The organism is Vibrio sp. JC009, assembly GCF_029016485.1.
Classification (GTDB): domain Bacteria; phylum Pseudomonadota; class Gammaproteobacteria; order Enterobacterales; family Vibrionaceae; genus Vibrio.
In genome coordinates, this window is sequence record NZ_CP092106.1 from 847476 (window position 1) to 866835 (window position 19360).

Sequence of the window (19360 nt, forward strand, 5' to 3'; positions counted from 1 at the left end):
AATTTTAAACTTTTAATACTTCTAACTGCAGACTGTCCTGAGGCATGGAAAGCATGGTTTTCTGTTTCCAGTACGTCTTTTCAATCTGGTCGCTGAGCCAGTAATTTCCTGCAATGGAAACCAGCTCAGCCTGTAAATCCTGACAAATTATTTTTGCTTCTTTCAGTCCGCTCGCCCCGGCTATCGCCCGTCCTCTCAGCGTTCCCTGAATATGGATATTGCCGTCAGCGATAACTTCCGCCCCGGCACTCACATGATTCAGGATGATAAGGTCACTATCCTGAGCGTAAATCTGCTGTCCGGAACGAACCGGTGTGTGAACCACCTTTGCCGGCTGCATCTCCTTAGGAGGTTGCTTGCTGTTTGTTTTGCCGGTCATCACGGCCAGACCTGCTTCTTTGGCCCGGCTTTCTGCTCTTTTATTTTTACTGCCGGTGACACCAACCGGGATCATTCCTGTGCTGGTCACTGCGTCTTTCAGCTCTGAGAAGTCGATATCTTCTGATACCTTTGAGATATCCAGAACAACAGGTGCAGAGGCAAAGAAAGCAGGTGCTTTGGACACCTTGTCACTTAAGTAACTCAAAGTATCCGAGATTGAGTTGTCAGAAAGATGAAGAACCGATAGCGTAAAGCTGCTACCCTTCAAATCAGGTGAGTTTGCCATAGTATGCACTCTTGCGGAGATATTCAGTTAATGCATGTTATAGCTGAAAATCATGACCATCAAGTTAACTTATTGCAAAAACAGCCTGTAAGTGTCTTAATGTTGGTATAGTGTCTAAAATTAACACTTTTGTGATTAAAAAATAGACGAAACCCAGAGTTAACAAGGGCTAATATGCTTTGTTCAATATATAAAAGTACAAAAAAAGATGGTGCTTATTTGTACATTCCTAAGCGGGATGATTTCTCTCAGGTACCGGAACAGCTTATGCAGATGTTCGGAAAGCCGACCTTTGTCATGTTAATAAAACTTGATGAGCGTAAGCTTGCTCAGGTGGACATTGAAAAAGTAAAAGAATCTCTTAATGAGCAGGGCTTTTTCCTGCAGTTGCCACCACCACCAGAGAATGTTCTGGAACAATTTAAAGAACTAAATCGTAAACAAAAATCCGAATAACCAACTAATCTTAAAAAGTGGATTTTTGCTGTCAGTTGCTAAATAGGGAGTATGGCTTGAATAAGATTGTGACATTATTGCTTGCTACTGGGGTTTCATTTCCATCATATGCAGCCAAAGTGGAATTCAGTGAATATGTGGAAGGTTTAAAACAGGAAGCGCGCGGGCAGGGTATTTCTGAGAAAACGCTGGAAGAGGCGTTCGCCAATGTTTCCTATAAACCAAAAGCGGTAAAAGCAGACCGGAATCAGCCGGAAAAACGTCTTACCCTGGACGAATATATTCCCAAAGCGGTACCTGACTGGAAGGTAAAGCAGGCGAAGGATTTATATAAAGAGCATTATGATGTGCTGCAAAGAGTAGGTAAGCAATACGGTGTTCAGCCGAGATTTATTATTGCTCTGTGGGGCGTAGAAAGTAATTTTGGCCGCTATACCGGCGGGTATCATGTTATCGATGCTCTGACGACCATGGCTTATGACGGCAGACGTGAAAAACTGTTCCGTAGTGAAACAATGGCTGCGCTTAAGATCCTTGACCAGGGGCATATCAAGGTCAACGATATGAAGGGCTCATGGGCCGGCGCTATGGGGCAATGTCAATTTATGCCTAGCTCCTTCCTGAATTTTGCTGCAGATGGTAACAACGACGGCAGAAAGGATATCTGGACCACTAAGGCTGATGTATTTGCCTCTGCAGCCAACTATCTGAGCCAGTCTGGCTGGGATGACAAGTATACCTGGGGACGCCAGGTTAAAGTGCCGAAGGGACTTTCATCGGATCTTACCGGAAGAAGTGCAGACAAAGGTAAAACGCTTCAGGAGTGGAGTAAGCTGGGTGTGACGAAATACAATGGTGCAGCCCTGCCTAGCCCTTCCGAACCAATGAAAGCCTGGCTGATTATGCCGGATGACAGAGATGGTCGTGCTTACCTGATCTACAACAACTACCAGGTGCTGATGAAGTGGAACCGTTCTTATTACTTCGGTATCGCAGTCAGTCATTTGGCTGACCGGATAAAGTTTGATTAGTGACCTGGGTTAAAAACTAACTTTGCGTCATCCCGGAAATAGCGAAGCCATTATCCGGGATCTACTGTCTGCGCGCTGTAGAGTCAGCAATGGTCTTTGGCTTTACAACGCGCTTCAATCAGATTCCCGGTTACTCGGGAATAATGAAACAGTCCGGTTACTTCACACCGTTGTACTGCTCACAGGCAATCATGGTATTTTCAATCAGAGTCGCAACTGTCATCGGACCAACACCACCCGGTACAGGAGTGATAAAGCTGGCATTCTCTTTTGCTGCTTCATAATCCACATCACCAACCAGCTTACCGTTTTCTAAACGGTTGATGCCAACATCGATCACCACGGCACCTTCTTTGATCCAAGAGCCAGGAATAAAGTTTGGTTTGCCCACTGCAACCACCACAACGTCAGCCTGACGTACAAAAGATTCCAGATCCTGAGTAAATCTGTGACAGGTCGTTGTCGTGCAGCCTGAAAGCAGAAGTTCCAGAGTCATAGGGCGGCCAACGATATTAGAAGCACCAACGATCACTGCATGCTTACCACGCAGTTCAATGTTGTAACGATCAAGAAGAGTAATAATACCCTTTGGCGTACAGGAGCGCAGTTTAGGAATACGCTGAGCCAGACGGCCTACGTTGTATGGGTGGAAGCCGTCCACATCTTTATCAGGATGAATCTGCTCAAGCACTTTAGTGCTGTCGATACCTGCAGGAAGCGGCAACTGAACCAGGATGCCATCCACTTCATCGTCTTCATTTAACTGATCAACCAGATCCAGCAGTTCCTGCTCTGTTGCTGTCGCTGGCAGGTCATAGGATTTAGAGACAAAACCCACTTCATCACAGGCTTTACGCTTACTGCCGACATAGACCTGAGAAGCCGGGTCTTCTCCAACCAGAATTACCGCAAGGCCCGGAGCTCTCAGTCCAGCCTCTGTTCTTGCTTTTACACGAGCCGCAACTTCCGAGCGGACCGTTTGTGAGATTAGTTTTCCATCTATATTTTGAGCAGTCATAAGTTCCCTTAGGCTGTATGGTGATCAAGAGTGCGGGCATTGTCGCAAAAAACGGACTTAATAGCTATTGCGCAAACGTTTGCCTGTTCGAAAATTCATAGAGTTGAGTTTTTTTTAGTCGGTTGAACCAGAATGTTTAATAAAGGCATTGACCTGAAAAAGTCTTCTCGTATAATTCACACCCTATAGCGCGCCCTTAGCTCAGCTGGATAGAGCACCTGCCTTCTAAGCAGGTGGTCACAGGTTCGAATCCTGTAGGGCGTGCCATTATTCAGACAAAGCCCCGGTAACTCTATGAGTTGCCGGGGCTTTGTTGTTCTTACCACCCCTAAGACAGAACTTAAATCTCATAAATAAACATGAGCACTATTCCGGCTGAGTTCATATGCTAAAGTGTAATTAATCGCATTTTTCAGTGGAGCCGGCATGTTTTGGTTCAGGATCTTACTGAGTAGTATCTTGCTCTCTACTCCCGCTTTATCAAAGGAAACCATTCGGCTCACGAATGGTGAATGGCCTCCCTATTTATCCGAAAATCTGGCCCATCACGGCTATGCATCGCATATTGTCACTGAGGCTTTTGCTACGGTTGGTGTCGATGTCGAGTATGGCTTCTTTCCCTGGAAACGTTCGTATCAGTATGCAAAAGACGGGATTAGCGGCTCTGGTGAAATATGGCATGGTTCTGTTGTTTGGGTATTTAATGCAGAGAGAGCAGAAAGCTTTATGTATACCGATGTTGTGATGACTGACTATCAGGTTCTGTTCCACCTTCGTTCAAATCCGCTGGATTGGACAACTATCGATGATCTGCAGGGAAAAACGATTGGAGGGACGCTGCACACCTTCTATCCACAACTTGAACTAGCCGCGGAAAGTGGCGTTGTTCAGTTAGAGAGAGCCCGTGATTATCAGACTTTATTCACTCGTCTTCTTGCGGGCAGGATAGACGCCGTTCCCCACACCTGGAGCGTTGGCCGGTATTTTTTGAAGAATCACTTAACAGCTGAGCAGCGTGAAAAGATTACGTTCTCACCCACAGTGATGCAAACCAAACCGTGCCACATCATCTTGTCTAATCAGATTCCACAGAATGAAAAGTTTAAAGCGTTATTTAATCAGGGACTTAAAAATATAAAGGCAAATGGCACATATCAAAGGTTGCAGGAGAATCTGGAGAACGGAGTGTACGATCTGCCATTGCCATAGGCTGTTCAATTGATGTATTGATAAGATTCTTCTTTAGCGGTGAATTTTCAAGCAAATAGACCATACTATAAGGAGCAGGTGAGATTTACGTAAGGACTATCGCGTATGAGAAACGAGCCCATCTTTGGTGTCAGACTCAGTATCTGGCTTACTCTGATAGTGGTTATTCTGTTTTACTTCTATGTGGAATTCTGGGGAGGAGAGGATAGTTTTATGAGCTTTCTTCGGCAGGTGCAGTATTATACCCAGAAGCATCTGACCATATTTCAGTAAGTTGACGGCGATTCGGTGGATTTATGTGTAACGCCGGTAACAAAATGTAGATTTATTGTGGATTTTGTTATTGTTTCTGGTTGATAATTGGGAGGATGTTTTCGGTTTGTGACGGAGAATGGCCGATGAGAAATAACCAACCAGTAAGTCAAAAAGAACAAAAATTCCGCAGCTCTGAAGATCTGGTTTCAGTGACCGATCTCAACGGTAAAATTAAATATGTAAATAGTGCGTTTATTGATATAAGCGGATTCACAGAACAAGAACTTGTTGGTCAGGATCATAATATTGTACGTCACCCGGATATGCCTAAGGCGGCTTTTGCTGATTTGTGGGCAACGGTTAAATCCGGCGAGCCCTGGCGTGGAATGGTAAAGAACCGTTGCAAGAACGGTGATCATTACTGGGTGAATGCCTTTGTTACCCCCGTTATGCAGCATGGAAAAGTGATTGGCTATCAGTCCGTCCGCTCAGAGCCCTCCCGGGAGCAGGTAAAGCAGGCAGAAGAGCTGTATGCAAAAATGCGCCAGAACAACGGCATGACTCTGCCAAAGCCTAAACTTATTCACCGGATTTCTTTAAAAAACATCTTTGCGGCCTCGTCTCTTATCAGCCTTGTCAGCCTTATATCTGTGCTGGTTTTCGCTTTTCAGCATCTGAGTGGCTTTGCGACAGGTATGCTGGTTCTCGCTATTGCGTCAGTGCTTTTCACCTGGTGGTCCATTACATTTGGTGTTCTGAATAAGATTGATTCAGCGCGCTTGCTGATGAGAGAGCTGGCGAGCGGGGATTACAGCCACAAGATAACGCCAGACAGAAATGATGAAGTAGGAAGGCTCTTCTTGGCGGTTAAGCTGATCCAGGCAAGGAATAAAACGATTCTGGGTCAGGTGATCGAGTCTGCGCAGGATTTGATCGTTTCGGCTGATCAGCTTTCTGCGTCCAGTCATGAAATGCTGGCCAATATGCGCAATCAGTCCAGCCATACCGTTCAGGTTGCCACTGCGATGAACGAGATGAGTTCAACAGTGGAAGAAGTTTCCGGTAATGCGCAGGGCTCGGCTGATATCACTAACGGTGCCCAGATAACAGTTCAGGAAGGCGATGAAGTGATTATGGAAGCGCTTCAGAGTATGGAAGCCTTTTCCGTTGAGCTAACCAAAACCACAGAGCAGATTAATCAGCTTTCCGCAGACAGTGAACAGATCACTCAGATTACCGATGCCATCAGCTCTATCGCTGAGCAGACTAACCTGCTTGCGCTGAACGCTGCGATTGAGGCAGCCCGCGCCGGTGAGCAGGGAAGGGGCTTTGCTGTTGTTGCTGATGAGGTTCGTAATCTGGCTTCAAGAACTCAGGAAGCGACCCAGGAAATCCGCACTATGCTGGAAACCCTGTCTGACGGGATTAAGCATTCAGCATCCACCATTGAGGTGAATAACAAAGAAGCCAAAGAGGCGCTTGATAAAGTAGAAATATCCCGTGAAATATTCGGTCAGGTTGCAGAAGGGATGGAGCTTATCAACGATATGAGCACCCAGATAGCGACTGCAGCCGAAGAACAGGCTCAGGTTGCCCATGAGATGAGCAAAAGCATTGAAACCATCAGTGAACATGCAGGCAAGACAGAGGTTGAGGCGGAACTGCTTCAGGAAAAAGCGGCGAAAATTAATCAAAATGCCATGCATCTTCAGGTACAGTTGAGTGATTTTGATCTTGGCCGGTGAGATACAGCGTTAGCCAGAGATAGTTCTATAAAAAAGCCCCGGAACCGGGGCAAAACATAGAGTCAAGGTAGGAGGATAGTTATTTTAATGGTGTTCGTCATAGCCGGTTATCATAGCCTTGATATAGGCCAGTGGCGTTGCGCCTGTTGTTGCCATATAAACATGGGCTATCAGGAAAATAACCAGCAGGTAAGCCCCTACAAGGTGGAAGTAGGCTACCCAGCTTAGGTCAAGCCAGCCAAGTCCCAGAGCTTCCCAGTCGGCATAGAAAAGCTTCATCAGACCTGTTACCCATACCAGAGGCCCCATTACCAGGTGGAAGCCCAGATAAGCGAACCGCTGCATAGGGTTGTGTTTACGTTCTGGTGTTGGTTTATAAGGGTGTTCTTCTCCTTTAAAGATCCCCCAGGCATAGTACTTAAGAACTTCGGGTAATTGTACAAACGTTGGAGTATATTGTTTCCATTCACCTGTAGTGAAGTGCCAGAAAACAGCGAATACCCAAAGAGTCATCAGGGCCCAGGCCAGAAGCTCATGGTAGAGCACGGCTTTATAGAAACCAAATATGTGGAAGGTTCCGTGAACTTCAAAGCCGGTTACTATCATAGAGATAATAAGCAGAGCCTGTGACCAGTGCCAGAAACGCTCAAAGCGTTTAAATACCATCTGTTTCATGCTTATCTCCTTATTTTCTCTTAGAACTCATGGTAATACGAACAAGAGCATGTCCCAGTACACCGATTGCGGTAACAATAACCAGTAGCCAGCCAATGGTATCCAACAGCGGCGATTTAGTCTGTCCGGCGATATAGAAGCCAGATAGTTTTGCCAGGCGTCCGTTATCTGAATGACAAGCATTACATTTCAGTGCGTCTTCTTTCGGAGCAACCATATGTACGATAGGGAAGTGGTACTCGGTATTAACAAAGGTATATTCGCCACTGTAATCCATTCCGCTTACTTCCATGCCTGCTTTGATGGCTCTGTCCCATTTATAGTTCTTCCACAGAGCATTTTTATCTTTACCAAACAGATGAGGAGTAATCATAACCTGCTCGTTAGGATCATACGGGTTCACGCTGTGCATGATTTTAAACGGCCAGATGCGGGCGTCTTTATCACCACAGTCGCCCTGAAGCTTAGTCAGGCGAACGATACCATCAGCATCGGGAACGATTTTTTCTCCCACATAGGTGTAATCGACATTGCCGTTGAAGCAGTCGTAATCAGGAATAACGTTACGTTCCCACTCGAATACCCCCTTCTTAGGCGTATAGGTTGTGTAGCCTTCGTCATCTTTAGTGGTCTTTCTGGAGGTATCACCAGCCTGAGACCAGTCCCAGACGGTTTTCGTTTTTAACTCCCGTGCATATTCAGGGACGTGACAGGTGGAGCAGGCCAGCGCTGTGGCGTGATGGTTCAGGCGAGCGGCCATTGGTCCGTGCTCATGCGGTTCAAGCCCGTGACAGGATTCACAGCTGGCGCGGTTCTGGTCACCATGTCCCGGCACATCAATGCCGTCGGTATCTTTGGCGTTCACAATATAGCGGGAGCCTGCGGTTTCATGGCCGCTGGTGGTGTGACAGTCCTGACACTGGAAATTAGCGCCATCAGGCGACATATGTACATCCAGATGCTTAGGCGGGTTATTCAGGCTGGAGTCTAAATCACCATGCTTCACACCGTCACCACCGCCACCGTAGAAGTGGCAGGAACCACAGTTCTGGCGACCGGGAGTACCGACACTCTGCGCAGCTTTTACAAGGTCAACTGGTGGTCTCATCTTGCCTGAGCCCTTTGGCCACTCTTTCGCGACATAGTTTGGATGACCGGCATCGGTCGGGAATTTACTGTAGGTCATTGAGGTATCGTGACAGACAAGGCAGTCCACATTTTCCTGCGACGAGAAGTCAAATGTTTTTGTGTCTTTCCATCCGTAACCAACGTGACAACTGGTACATCTTGGTTCGTTGGAGGAGATGGAGATACAGAAGTTGTTCAGAGTTTTCGTCTTACCAAGCGTCTCACCACCGAAGCCCTTATCGAAGGCCCAGGTCCAGTGAAGCGTGTCATGAATTTCATGCGCAGCCTCGGTATGACACTCAAGACAGGCTTTAGTGACATCCTGACCTTTCTCAAAAGGCCCCTGAAGTTGCTCGAATTTACTGTGATCAGCAGTAGAGCCGTTAGCATTGGCAGTCAGAGCTGAAGCGGGTTGAACAGCCAACATTGCTAAAGTGATCGATGTAATTAGCGTTCGTATCATATTAGCGTCTCTTTTTCGGTGTTTATCTCCGTTAATAACTAGACCATAACCCATAGAAAAATAAGGGGGGTTGATTAAAGTTTGCTCAAGATCAAACTTTCAGTTGCGTTTTTTCTCTAACTGCAAGCCAGTTATCAGTTTGATGTAAAAGCCTTGGATTTCAACAACATCGAAATGGGAATTATTCACATTGGCTCAGGTGTTAAATCTAAATGGAAATGTGTAACAAATGACGCATTTGCTCTGAAGGTATGGGTCATTTTCTACCCATAGCTAAGTCTGGTACCTGATTAAAAATAAAAAGAAAAGAGCTGAAAGGCTTGTGGTTAAAGGCTTGTAAATAAATTGTACTCTCCTGGCCCGCTTATTGCCCTATAGGAGTTATGCAGCCCACAGATGGATCTGCGAATACCTAAAGGAGATTGTATATGAAAAAGCCTCTTGCTCTACTGTCTGTTTCCACTCTTGCGCTGGCAAGTTTTAACGCTTTCGCAAACTGTGATGCAGGTGAAATTGTGATTAAGTTCAGCCATGTAACCAATGCCGATAAACACCCGAAAGGCATTGCAGCCTCTCTGCTTGAAAGGCGTGTTAACGAAGAGATGAATGGCAAAGCCTGTATGCAGGTGTTCCCTAACTCAACACTTTACGATGATGATAAGGTACTGGAAGCCCTTTTAAATGGTGATGTTCAAATGGCGGCGCCTTCGCTGTCTAAGTTTGAAAAAATCACTAAGAAATACCGCATTTTTGACCTTCCTTTCCTGTTTAAAGATGTTGAAGCCGTTGACCGTTTCCAGAATTCTGAAGCCGGTGACAAGCTGAAAAATGCAATGAAGCGCCGTGGTCTGAGAGGTCTGGCATTCTGGCATAACGGTATGAAGCAGATGTCGGCGAACAAGCCTCTTATTCATCCTGATGATGCCAAAGGGCTGAAGTTCCGTGTACAGGCATCCGATGTGCTGGTTGCACAGTTCGAGCAGCTCGGTGCTAACCCTCAGAAGATGTCGTTTAAAGAGGTATATGGTGGTCTTCAGACTAAGGTTATCGACGGTCAGGAGAATACCTGGTCAAACATCTATGGCAAAAAATTCTTCGAAGTACAGGACGGTGTAACAGAAACCAATCACGGCATTCTGGACTATCTGGTTGTGACCTCAAATAAGTTCTGGGACAAGCTGCCGGGTGATGTTCGCGACCAGCTGGCGAATATCGTTATGGAAGTGACGGACACACGTAACTCCGAGTCGTCAAAGGTGAATCAGGCTAACCGTCAAAATGTTATTGAGGCAGGTGGTAAAGTTCGCGCTCTTACCGATGAGCAGCGTCAGGCATGGGTAACGGCACTTCAGCCTGTGTGGCAGAGGTTTGAGAAGGATATTGGCGCAGATCTGATTGAAGCTGCACTGGCGTCTAATAAGTAACCCCTCCCGGCCTCCCCTTCAAAAGGGGAGGAGATAACAAAAAAATTAAAGAGTCTTCATATGGAACAGTCATTTTTTTCAAAAGTCGGCAGAGTGACTGATTTAATCGAAGAAACCCTGATAGCTGGTTTCTTAGGGTTAATGACTTTGCTTACCTTTACCAATGTTGTATTCCGCTATGTGTTGAACGACAACATTCTCTGGGCCCTTGAACTGACCGTGTTTATGTTTGCATGGATGATCCTTGTGGGCGCATCTTATGGGGTCAAACGCCATTTCCACATAGGTGTGGATGTGGTGGTGAATATGGCACCCGAAGGGTTGCGCAGAGTCTATGCCATTATCGCTGTGGGTTGTTGTCTGGCGTTTTCCATCCTGCTTCTTGTCGGCTCCTGGAACTACTGGTATCCGTTTGTTACTGAGCGTGCCTGGTATGAAACCGATGATATCCCCATGCCGGAGATGCTTCAGTTTCTGGCCGACTGGCTGAATGAAGGTGAACGTTACGAAAAAATGCCTCGCTTTATCCCTTACGCCGCACTGCCTATTGGTATGGCTATGCTGACGTTCCGTTTTTTGCAGGCAGCTTATCAGATAGTTTTTGGTGAACTGGATCGTCTTATTTCAGGCCATGAGGCAGAAGAAGATCTGGAATCGCTTCAGGAAGTGAAGGAAGGTTAATATGGCTATTTTATTTCTGTTTCTGATGGTCATCGGATTTATGCTGGTTGGGGTTCCAATCGCTATTTCCCTAGGGCTGTCCAGCGTATCGTTTTTGATGATGCATTCAGAGGCCTCTTTAGCTTCTGTTGCCCAGACACTGTTTAATGCCTTTGCAGGTCACTACACACTTTTGGCAATCCCATTTTTTATTCTGGCCTCAAGCTTTATGTCTACTGGTGGCGTGGCAAAAAGAATTATCCGTTTTGCTATTGCTATGGTTGGCTGGTTTCGCGGTGGTCTGGCGATGGCGTCGGTTGTAGCCTGTATGATGTTTGCAGCGCTGTCCGGTTCGTCACCGGCAACTGTGGTTGCTATTGGCAGCATTGTTATCGCCGGTATGGTGAAAAACGGTTATTCCAAAGAGTTTGCTGCCGGCGTTATCTGTAATGCTGGTACGCTGGGGATCCTTATTCCGCCATCTATTGTTATGGTTGTGTATGCTGCTGCTACCGATGTCTCTGTTGGCCGTATGTTCCTTGGTGGCGTGATTCCGGGTCTGCTTGCCGGTTTAATGCTGATGATCGCTATCTATATCGCAGCCCGGGTTAAGAATCTGCCAAAGCAGCCATTTGTGGGCTGGGGAGAGGCGATTGCAGCGGCAAAAGATGCAAGCTGGGGTCTTCTGCTGGTGGTGATTATTCTTGGTGGCATCTACGGCGGTATCTTCACCCCGACGGAAGCGGCGGCGGTTGCAGCTGTGTATTCATTTTTTATCGCTAACTTTGTTTACAAAGACATGGGCCCCTTTGCTGATAAGAGCAATAGTAAGCCATGGATAGTAAAAGCGTGTCAGACTTTTGTTCACAAGGATACGCATGCCACCCTGTTTGAGGCGGGTAAGCTGACCATTATGCTGCTGTTTATCATTGCCAATGCACTGATCCTTAAGCATGTACTGACAGAAGAGCGTATTCCTCAGATGATTACTGAGTCTATGCTTTCGGCTGGTCTTGGCCCGATTACTTTCCTGATTGTGGTCAATGTTCTTTTGCTTATTGGCGGTCAGTTTATGGAGCCTTCCGGTTTGCTGATTATCGTAGCGCCGCTGGTATTCCCTATTGCTATCGCACTGGGCATTGATCCGATTCACCTTGGGATTATTATGGTGGTGAATATGGAGATAGGTATGATTACACCGCCTGTGGGGCTGAATCTGTTTGTAACTGCCGGTGTGGCTAAGATGTCTATGGTGAATGTAGTAAAAGCAGCACTGCCCTGGGTAGCTGTTATGTTCCTGTTCCTGCTGATTGTTACCTATGTACCATGGGTTTCAACCTGGATGCCGACTACTTTAATGGGACCTGAGATTATAACAAAATAAAGGGAATCCCTTGCTCCATATGGGTTGCCCTGCATTTGCAGGGCTTTTTTCAGATTAATTAACCTTGTAATTATCCTTATTCAGTTCATACCTTTGCATCTTGTCATAGAGCGTTTTTCGAGCCAGGTGGAGTTTATCCATTGTATCTTTAATACTGCCGCCACATTCGATAAGTGCCTGTTCCAGAACCGAGCGTTCGAATTCAGCAACCTGTTCGGCAAGGCTGCTGGCTTTTGAGCTCTTTTCGTCACCTCCGCCAGGCTGGGCCAGTTTTCCCAGCAGCACATAGCGTTCAGCGGCGTTTCTGAGTTCACGGACATTGCCCGGCCAGCTGTGGCCAATCAGTGTGTGTAAATCTGCGCCGGAAAGAGAGGTGGCGGCTTTACCATAACGGGCGGCAGCAACAAGCAGAAAGTGATGGAATAGGGCAGGAATATCTTCTTTCCGTTCACGCAAAGGAGGTAGATCAAGAGTGACTACATTGAGTCGATAATAGAGATCTTCTCTGAATGTACCTTCAGCAGCCGCCTGTTTTAAATCCACTTTAGTGGCGGCGATTACCCGAATATCAAGCGGAATCATCTGGTTAGAACCCACACGCTCGATATTTCTTTCCTGCAGTACGCGGAGCAGGCGGATCTGAGCTTGCATTGGCATGGATTCAATCTCATCAAGAAACAGTGTGCCACCCTGAGCGTATTCAAACTTACCAACCCGCTTGCTTTCTGCTCCGGTAAAAGCACCTTTTTCATGGCCGTAAAGCTCACTTTCAATCAGGTTTTCCGGAACTGCGCCGCAGTTGACTGCGACAAAGTTCTGCCCGCGGCGACTGCTCTGTTCATGCAGTGAGCGGGCGATAAGCTCTTTACCTGTTCCGGTTTCTCCGAACAGCAGGATATCGGCGTTGGTATCGGCAATATGCGTGATGGTGTCACGTAATGCTTCTATTGCGGACGTTTCACCTATAATCCGGGGACCAAGGGCTGTCTTAGCTTTTAGCGCCTGTTTTAGCTGTTTGTTCTCTTCCGTCAGGCGGCGTTTTTCCATAGCCCGGTTTACAGTGTCTATTAGGCGGTCAGTGGAAAAAGGCTTTTCGATAAAATCGTAAGCGCCATTACGTATGGCTTCGACGGCCATTGAGATATCGCCGTGGCCGGTTATCAGAATAACGGGAAGCTCGGCATCCTGATGTTTTATAGAATGAAACAGATCCTGACCGGATAGGCCGGGCAGGCAGATGTCTGTCACGATAACTAAAGGAAAGCCACTCTTCTTCCCTTCCAGAAGCGCAGACTCTGCATCCGGAAAAAACTTTGCAGAAATATCTGCCAGCTCAAATGCCTGTTCATATGCGATACGCATATCTGACTCATCATCAATAAAAAACAGCTGGCACATAAAGGTTCCTTCCTGATTTTGTATGGTTTTGATAATAAAGCGGAACCGGGAAACAAGCTCTTAAGTGGTTAAGAAAATGTGATAGGCAGAGTGATATTACTCTGCCGATAATGAAATAGTAAACTTAGCACCGCCAAGCTCAGAACTGTCAATGGAAAGCCTGCCATCCATGTTTTGAATTATCTGTAGGGATATAGAGAGCCCGAGCCCCAGTCCGTCACTCTTTGTTGTATAGAAAGGTTCAAAGAGCTTAGGCATAGTGTCTTCCAGTATGCCGTTACCTGAGTCTTCTACAGAAAGTTTTACCGAGTTCTCCTCTTCATAGAGCATGATTCTGATCCGTTTATCTTCGCACTCTTTCAGCGCTTCGATGGCGTTCGATAACAGGTTTATCAGTACCTGCCCCAACTGGAGGGGGATGATTTTGGCTTTTGTTTCTGGTTCAGCGATCAGTGACTCCAGTTCAATCTGCTCAGAGCGGAGCCGGGTTTTCATTAAATCGACAGTAGAAACAATAACGGGCTGAACCTGTGTGATGACCAGCTCCTCTGAAGAGCTTTTACGGGCAAAGCTTTTTAGCTGCTGGCTTATTTTCGCCATCCGTTCTGTCAGGTCTGAGATACGGGAAAGGTTATCAGCCGTTCTTTCCGGCTGTCCTTTATCCAGAAACTTTTTACCGTTTTCAGCAAAACTGCGAATCGCAGCAAGTGGGTTGTTCAGTTCGTGACTGATGCTGGCGGACATTTCGCCAAGCACGGCAAGCTTTGCGGCCTGAATCAGTTCATCCTGAGTTTTCCTCAGAGCCGCTTCGGTTTTCTCCCGCTCCTCGATCTCTTTCTGAAGTTTGGCTGTTCGTGTCTTCACCTGGTACTCCAGCCGCTGTTTAGCTTCCTCTTCGATATGGGCTATCTGCTGTGTTCTCTCCCGGCGGTCTTTGATAAGCAGCCAGGATGCAACAATAAGAGCGAAGGCCACGGTTAGCATGGCGGTAAAGCTCATGGCAGACCAGAAAAGCTGTATTTTGGGTGAAAGGATGCTGACGGTCAGGTTCTGGAAGTCCACCTCTTGCTGACTGCTGATGTAGGTGCCGTTTCCCGGCGCCGAGTTCTGCTTTATCAGTTCGCTGGTGTTTTCCGGGGCTGGCTGTGAGGCTTTGGTCCGGGTGAAATTAAGGGAAACAATCTCTTTATCCAGATATTGCTGGCTTTCGCTAATGGCCTGTTTCTGTTTTTCTGAAAGGGGAGTAAAGCTTTTATACAGCCATTTAGTATGGCTGGACATAAAGATAATGCCCTTGTTATCGCTGACAAGCACATAGCTGCCGTTACCGGCCCAGTTCTGTTCTATATCGGTCAGGTTGGTTTTTACCACAATGATTCCGAGAATTTCAGCGGCATGGACTATGGGAAAGGAGTAATAAAAACCTCGTTTACCTGAGGTGGAACCCAGAGCAAAGTACTGCCCTTTGTCACCTTGTATGGCTTGCTGGAAGTAGGGCCTGAATGCAAAGTTTCTTCCGATAAAGCTGTTTTCTTTTTGCCAGTTGCTTGACGCTAATGTTGTTCCTTCGATATTAAGCAGGTAGGTGTCGGAGGCCTCTATAATCTGGTTAACCTCAAGAAGGTAACGGTTAGCTAAATCTATCTGAGCGGAATTAGCCGGATTTTTTAACGCATCAATAAGTTCACTGTCCTTTGACAGCAGTTGTGGAATATAGGTGTACTTTTCTAAAAGCGCAGACAACTGGGAAGCGTAGCTGTGAAGTTTGGTGTTATCAGCAGTTACCTGCCTTTCATAGCTGAAATTCCAGTAGAGCTGACCTCCCAGCGCAATGGTGAGAAAATAAAGGAGAGCAATAGTAATCACAACACGCTTTTTTCGTCTTCTCACGTATCCATCTCCGTATACATTTTTCCTTAGATTAGTTTTGCACACAGCCACAAAGACGAAGGAAATGGACTGTCAAAACAAGACAAAGATCTCTTTTTACCTAATTAATCAAAAAAAACTCTTCGCTCTGTTGAAAAAACATATATCGTCCCCATTTCTGTGGCGATGTTGGTCAAATTAGCAGTGAGTTGCTGTGTTTGTATCAACTTAGGTTGAGAATTTAGGTGATGACTCGACAGCGCTTAGTCATATCGCTAGAATGTCGCGTCTAATTTTTTGGTCCTGAGGCTAATCGGAGATACCTTTTCTTATTATTTGGGCAAAGATATCGCTGATTAGTCCGGTATTTGAATATCAGATACCGATGCTCGATTTAGAATCAGTACCCAAGGTGCTACAAGGATACAGCCTGCTGCTATGTGAAACATGCAGAGGTTAAGATACTCAGAGAAACTGAGTTAGTTTTGAGGTTTATAAAATAATGCAAGCTACTGTTGAAACTCTAGAAGGCCTAGAACGCCGTCTATCAATTACTGTTCCTGCTGCAAACATTGAAGATGCAGTTACAGCGGAACTTCGCAACATCGCTAAAAACCGTCGTTTCGATGGTTTCCGTAAAGGTAAAGTGCCTTTGAAGATGGTTGCTCAAATGTACGGCAAAGCAGTACGTCAAGACGTAATGGGCGAAGTGATGCAGCGTCACTTCATCGAAGCTATCGTTAAAGAAAAAATCAACCCGGCTGGCGCTCCTACTTTTGAGCCGGTTGAAAACGAAGCTGGTAAAGATCTTGTATTCAACGCGACTTTCGAAGTTTACCCGGAAATCGAACTGAAAGGTCTTGAGAACGTTACTGTTGAAAAGCCAGTAGTAGAAGTTAAAGATGCTGACGTTGAAGAGATGATCGAAACTCTTCGCAAGCAGCAGGCTGGTTGGGTTGAAGTTGAAGAAGCTGCTGAAGAAGGCAAGCGCGCAACTATCGACTTCACTGGTTCTATCGACGGTGAAGAGTTCGAAGGCGGTAAAGCTGAGAACTTCCCACTAGAGATGGGTGCTGGCCGCATGATCCCTGGTTTTGAAGACGGTATCGCAGGCAAGACTGCTGGTATGGAATTCGAAATCGACGTGACTTTCCCGGAAGACTACCACGCTGAAAACCTAAAAGGTAAAGCAGCTAAGTTCCTTATCAAAGTGAACAAGGTTGAAGCTCGTGAACTACCTGAACTAAACGACGAGTTCGTTGCTAAGTTCGGTGTTGCTGAAGGCGGTGTTGATGCTCTTAAAGCTGAAGTTCGTAAGAACATGGAGCGTGAGCTTAAGCAAGCAGTTAAGAACAAGATCAAAGAACAGGCTATCGACGGTCTGGTTGAGCAGAACGAAATCGACGTTCCTTCTGCACTTATCGATCAGGAAATCGGTGTTCTTCGCCAGCAGGCTGCACAGCGTTTCGGCGGTAACCCAGAAGCTGCTGAGCAACTTCCACGTGAACTGTTCGAAGAGCAGGCTAAGCGTCGCGTAGTTGTTGGTCTTCTTCTTGGTGAAGTAATCAAGTCTGAAGAGCTGAAAGCTGACGACGAGAAAGTGAAAGCGCTAATCGAAGAGATGGCAACAGCTTACGAAGATCCATCTGAAGTAGTTGCATACTACGAGCAGAACGAAGAGATGATGAACAACATGCGTAACGTTGCTCTTGAAGAGCAGGCTATCGACGCAATCATCGCTAAAGCTCAGGTAAGCGAAAAAGAGACTGCGTTCAACGATCTTATGAACCAGCAGCCAGCTGCTTAAGTTCTCCGTAAGTTAAGCAGAAAGTTGAGCCAGTCTTAACTTCTCTGCAATCAATGGTCCGTTTGAGTTGCTCAATCGGACCATTTTGTACCATTCTATATAAATGTCTTTTTGCTTCCTAAGTTAAATTAGTGTTATAAAGATCTGACATTTACATAGGTTGGTATTATTTAGGGATAGAGATAAATGAGCTTTCAAGATAACAACGCAATGTCACCAATCATGAATGCCTTAGTGCCAATGGTTGTGGAACAAACTTCTCGTGGTGAGCGCTCTTACGACATCTACTCACGTCTGCTGAAAGAGAGAATCATCTTTCTGACAGGCCAGGTAGAAGATCAGATGGCTAACCTTGTCGCGGCTCAGTTGCTATTTCTGGAGTCTGAAAATCCGGACAAAGATATTTTCCTTTACATCAACTCTCCGGGCGGAAGTGTCACTGCGGGCATGTCTATTTATGACACCATGCAGTTTATCAAGCCGGATGTAAGTACTGTATGTATGGGACAGGCATGCTCTATGGGTGCATTCCTGCTGGCTGGTGGCGCACCGGGTAAGCGTCACGTACTGCCAAACTCAAGAGTGATGATTCACCAGCCTCTTGGCGGCTTCCAGGGCCAGGCATCTGATATTCAGATCCACGCTCAGGAAATTCTGACCATTAAAGAGAAGCTGAATCGCCTGTTGGCTGAACACACCGGTCAGCCATTGGAAATCATTGAGCGCGATACGGATCGCGACAACTTCATGTCTGGTGATCAGGCAGTTGAATACGGTTTGGTGGATTCTGTTCTGAATCACCGTGGCGAATAGCAAATTGCGCGCTGCGTTTTGACAGAAATTGATATACACTCAAATCAGATAAGGTAAAGGCTAAGAGGTTAGCGAATGACAGATAAAAGCAAAGAGAGCGGTAAGTTACTGTATTGCTCTTTCTGCGGCAAAAGCCAGCACGAAGTTCGCAAGCTGATCGCAGGGCCATCTGTTTACATATGTGATGAATGTGTCGATCTGTGTAACGACATCATTCGTGAAGAGATCAAGGACGTTTTGCCGAAGAAAGAATCTGAGGCACTACCGACACCTCGCGAGATCCGCGAGCACCTTGACGATTATGTAATTGGCCAGGATTATGCTAAGAAAGTGCTAGCTGTTGCGGTATATAACCACTACAAGCGTTTACGTAATGGTGATACCACTGCGGAAGGTGTGGAACTTGGTAAAAGTAACATCCTTCTGATTGGTCCAACCGGTAGTGGTAAAACACTGCTGGCGGAAACGCTGGCGCGCTTCCTGGATGTACCGTTTACAATGGCTGATGCAACGACGCTGACAGAAGCGGGTTACGTTGGTGAAGACGTTGAAAACATCATCCAGAAGCTGCTGCAAAAATGTGATTACGACGTAGCGAAAGCTGAGCGTGGCATTGTCTACATCGATGAAATTGACAAGATTTCCCGTAAGGCTGAAAACCCATCTATCACCCGTGATGTTTCCGGTGAAGGTGTACAGCAGGCACTGCTGAAGCTGGTTGAAGGTACAGTGGCTTCTGTTCCTCCTCAGGGCGGACGTAAGCATCCTCAGCAGGAGTTCCTGCAGGTAGATACATCTAAGATCCTGTTTATCTGTGGCGGTGCGTTTGCCGGTCTGGATAAAGTGATTGATCAGCGTGTGGCTACAGGTGCTGGTATTGGTTTTGGTGCTGAAGTCCGTTCTAAGGATGAAACTAAGACTATTGGTGAACTGTTTATGCAGGTAGAGCCTGAAGATCTGGTGAAATATGGACTGATTCCTGAATTCATCGGTCGTCTTCCGGTAACAACTACTCTGACCGAGCTGGACGAGGATGCGCTTATTCAGATTCTTTGCGAACCAAAGAACGCGCTTACTAAGCAGTATGCAGCTCTGTTTGAGCTGGAGAACGCTGAGCTTGAGTTCCGTGAAGACGCTCTGAAGGCAATTGCTAAGAAAGCGATGGACCGTAAAACAGGTGCTCGTGGCCTTCGCTCAATTCTTGAGGGTGTGCTGCTTGAAACCATGTACGAGCTTCCGTCTACTTCGGATGTAAGTAAAGTGGTTATTGACGAGTCAGTCATCAATGGCGAGTCTGAGCCTCTGTTGATTTACAACGGAACCGAAAGCCAGGCTGCTGGCGCTGAGTAAAAATAACT

17 protein-coding genes and 1 tRNA gene are annotated in these 19360 nt (G+C 46.4%); 12 read left to right on the forward strand and 6 right to left on the reverse strand.

Annotated elements, in window-relative coordinates; all coding sequences use genetic code 11:
- Positions 1-4 precede the first annotated feature (4 nt).
- Positions 5-667 carry a septum site-determining protein MinC gene (gene minC, locus L3Q72_RS04040; RefSeq protein ID WP_275131386.1) on the reverse strand — a complete coding sequence of 221 codons (663 nt, stop codon included), beginning with the start codon at positions 665-667 and terminating at the stop codon, positions 5-7.
- Between the two features lie 174 nt (positions 668-841).
- Here minC and L3Q72_RS04045 point away from each other — a divergent pair, with 174 nt between their 5' ends.
- Together L3Q72_RS04045 and L3Q72_RS04050 are read left to right on the forward strand one after the other, a co-directional pair.
- Positions 842-1123: a YcgL domain-containing protein gene (locus L3Q72_RS04045; protein ID WP_275131387.1), complete on the forward strand. Its 282-nt coding sequence runs from the start codon at positions 842-844 to the stop codon at positions 1121-1123.
- Between the two features lie 56 nt (positions 1124-1179).
- A complete protein-coding gene (locus tag L3Q72_RS04050; RefSeq protein WP_275131388.1) occupies positions 1180-2154 on the forward strand; it encodes a lytic murein transglycosylase in 975 nt (324 codons plus the stop codon).
- A gap of 157 nt (positions 2155-2311) precedes the next feature.
- Here L3Q72_RS04050 and folD read toward each other — a convergent pair whose 3' ends face one another.
- Positions 2312-3172: a bifunctional methylenetetrahydrofolate dehydrogenase/methenyltetrahydrofolate cyclohydrolase FolD gene (gene folD / locus L3Q72_RS04055; protein WP_275131389.1), complete on the reverse strand. Its 861-nt coding sequence runs from the start codon at positions 3170-3172 to the stop codon at positions 2312-2314.
- Between the two features lie 190 nt (positions 3173-3362).
- On the opposite strand from folD, the gene L3Q72_RS04060 reads away from it, so the two are divergent.
- The 4 genes from L3Q72_RS04060 to L3Q72_RS04075 all read left to right on the forward strand — a co-directional run bounded on the left by L3Q72_RS04060 (position 3363) and on the right by L3Q72_RS04075 (position 6381).
- Positions 3363-3439: transfer RNA gene (locus L3Q72_RS04060), tRNA-Arg, on the forward strand.
- A gap of 159 nt (positions 3440-3598) precedes the next feature.
- Complete coding sequence (locus L3Q72_RS04065; RefSeq protein ID WP_275131390.1) at positions 3599-4381, forward strand: transporter substrate-binding domain-containing protein; 783 nt, start codon at positions 3599-3601, stop codon at positions 4379-4381.
- 105 nt (positions 4382-4486) lie between these two features.
- Entirely contained in the window at positions 4487-4654 is a 168-nt protein-coding gene (locus tag L3Q72_RS04070) for a hypothetical protein (protein ID WP_275131391.1), read from the forward strand.
- Positions 4655-4779: 125 nt separating this feature from the next.
- Complete coding sequence (locus L3Q72_RS04075) at positions 4780-6381, forward strand: PAS domain-containing methyl-accepting chemotaxis protein (protein WP_275131392.1); 1602 nt, start codon at positions 4780-4782, stop codon at positions 6379-6381.
- Between the two features lie 84 nt (positions 6382-6465).
- Here the strand turns inward: L3Q72_RS04075 and L3Q72_RS04080 are convergent, their stop codons facing one another.
- Together L3Q72_RS04080 and L3Q72_RS04085 are read right to left on the reverse strand one after the other, a co-directional pair.
- Positions 6466-7056 carry a cytochrome b/b6 domain-containing protein gene (locus L3Q72_RS04080; protein WP_275131393.1) on the reverse strand — a complete coding sequence of 197 codons (591 nt, stop codon included), beginning with the start codon at positions 7054-7056 and terminating at the stop codon, positions 6466-6468.
- 10 nt (positions 7057-7066) lie between these two features.
- Positions 7067-8647 carry a tetrathionate reductase family octaheme c-type cytochrome gene (locus L3Q72_RS04085; RefSeq protein WP_275131394.1) on the reverse strand — a complete coding sequence of 527 codons (1581 nt, stop codon included), beginning with the start codon at positions 8645-8647 and terminating at the stop codon, positions 7067-7069.
- A gap of 428 nt (positions 8648-9075) precedes the next feature.
- Between L3Q72_RS04085 and L3Q72_RS04090 the strand changes: the two genes are divergently transcribed.
- Genes L3Q72_RS04090 through L3Q72_RS04100 form a run of 3 tightly spaced genes read left to right on the forward strand, consistent with a single transcriptional unit; the run spans position 9076 to position 12115 of the window.
- Positions 9076-10071: a TRAP transporter substrate-binding protein gene (locus tag L3Q72_RS04090; RefSeq protein ID WP_275131395.1), complete on the forward strand. Its 996-nt coding sequence runs from the start codon at positions 9076-9078 to the stop codon at positions 10069-10071.
- Between the two features lie 60 nt (positions 10072-10131).
- Positions 10132-10752, forward strand: a complete 621-nt coding sequence (locus L3Q72_RS04095) for a TRAP transporter small permease (protein WP_275131396.1) — start codon at positions 10132-10134, stop codon at positions 10750-10752.
- A gap of 1 nt (position 10753) precedes the next feature.
- Positions 10754-12115 (forward strand): TRAP transporter large permease, encoded by a 1362-nt coding sequence (locus tag L3Q72_RS04100; protein WP_275131397.1) that lies wholly within the window; start codon positions 10754-10756, stop codon positions 12113-12115.
- Between the two features lie 54 nt (positions 12116-12169).
- Here L3Q72_RS04100 and L3Q72_RS04105 read toward each other — a convergent pair whose 3' ends face one another.
- Positions 12170-13513 (reverse strand): sigma-54 dependent transcriptional regulator, encoded by a 1344-nt coding sequence (locus tag L3Q72_RS04105; protein ID WP_275131398.1) that lies wholly within the window; start codon positions 13511-13513, stop codon positions 12170-12172.
- 96 nt (positions 13514-13609) lie between these two features.
- On the reverse strand, positions 13610-15403 hold the full coding sequence (locus L3Q72_RS04110) for an ATP-binding protein (RefSeq protein ID WP_275131399.1): 1794 nt from the start codon (positions 15401-15403) through the stop codon (positions 13610-13612).
- 481 nt (positions 15404-15884) lie between these two features.
- Between L3Q72_RS04110 and tig the strand changes: the two genes are divergently transcribed.
- The 3 genes from tig to clpX all read left to right on the forward strand — a co-directional run bounded on the left by tig (position 15885) and on the right by clpX (position 19352).
- Positions 15885-17189: a trigger factor gene (gene tig / locus L3Q72_RS04115; RefSeq protein ID WP_275131400.1), complete on the forward strand. Its 1305-nt coding sequence runs from the start codon at positions 15885-15887 to the stop codon at positions 17187-17189.
- A gap of 186 nt (positions 17190-17375) precedes the next feature.
- Positions 17376-18002: an ATP-dependent Clp endopeptidase proteolytic subunit ClpP gene (clpP, locus tag L3Q72_RS04120; RefSeq protein WP_275131401.1), complete on the forward strand. Its 627-nt coding sequence runs from the start codon at positions 17376-17378 to the stop codon at positions 18000-18002.
- Positions 18003-18077: 75 nt separating this feature from the next.
- The gene (clpX, locus tag L3Q72_RS04125; protein WP_275131402.1) at positions 18078-19352 is read left to right on the forward strand and encodes an ATP-dependent protease ATP-binding subunit ClpX; all 1275 of its coding nucleotides are present in this window, start codon (positions 18078-18080) and stop codon (positions 19350-19352) included.
- The last annotated feature ends 8 nt before the right edge of the window (positions 19353-19360 follow it).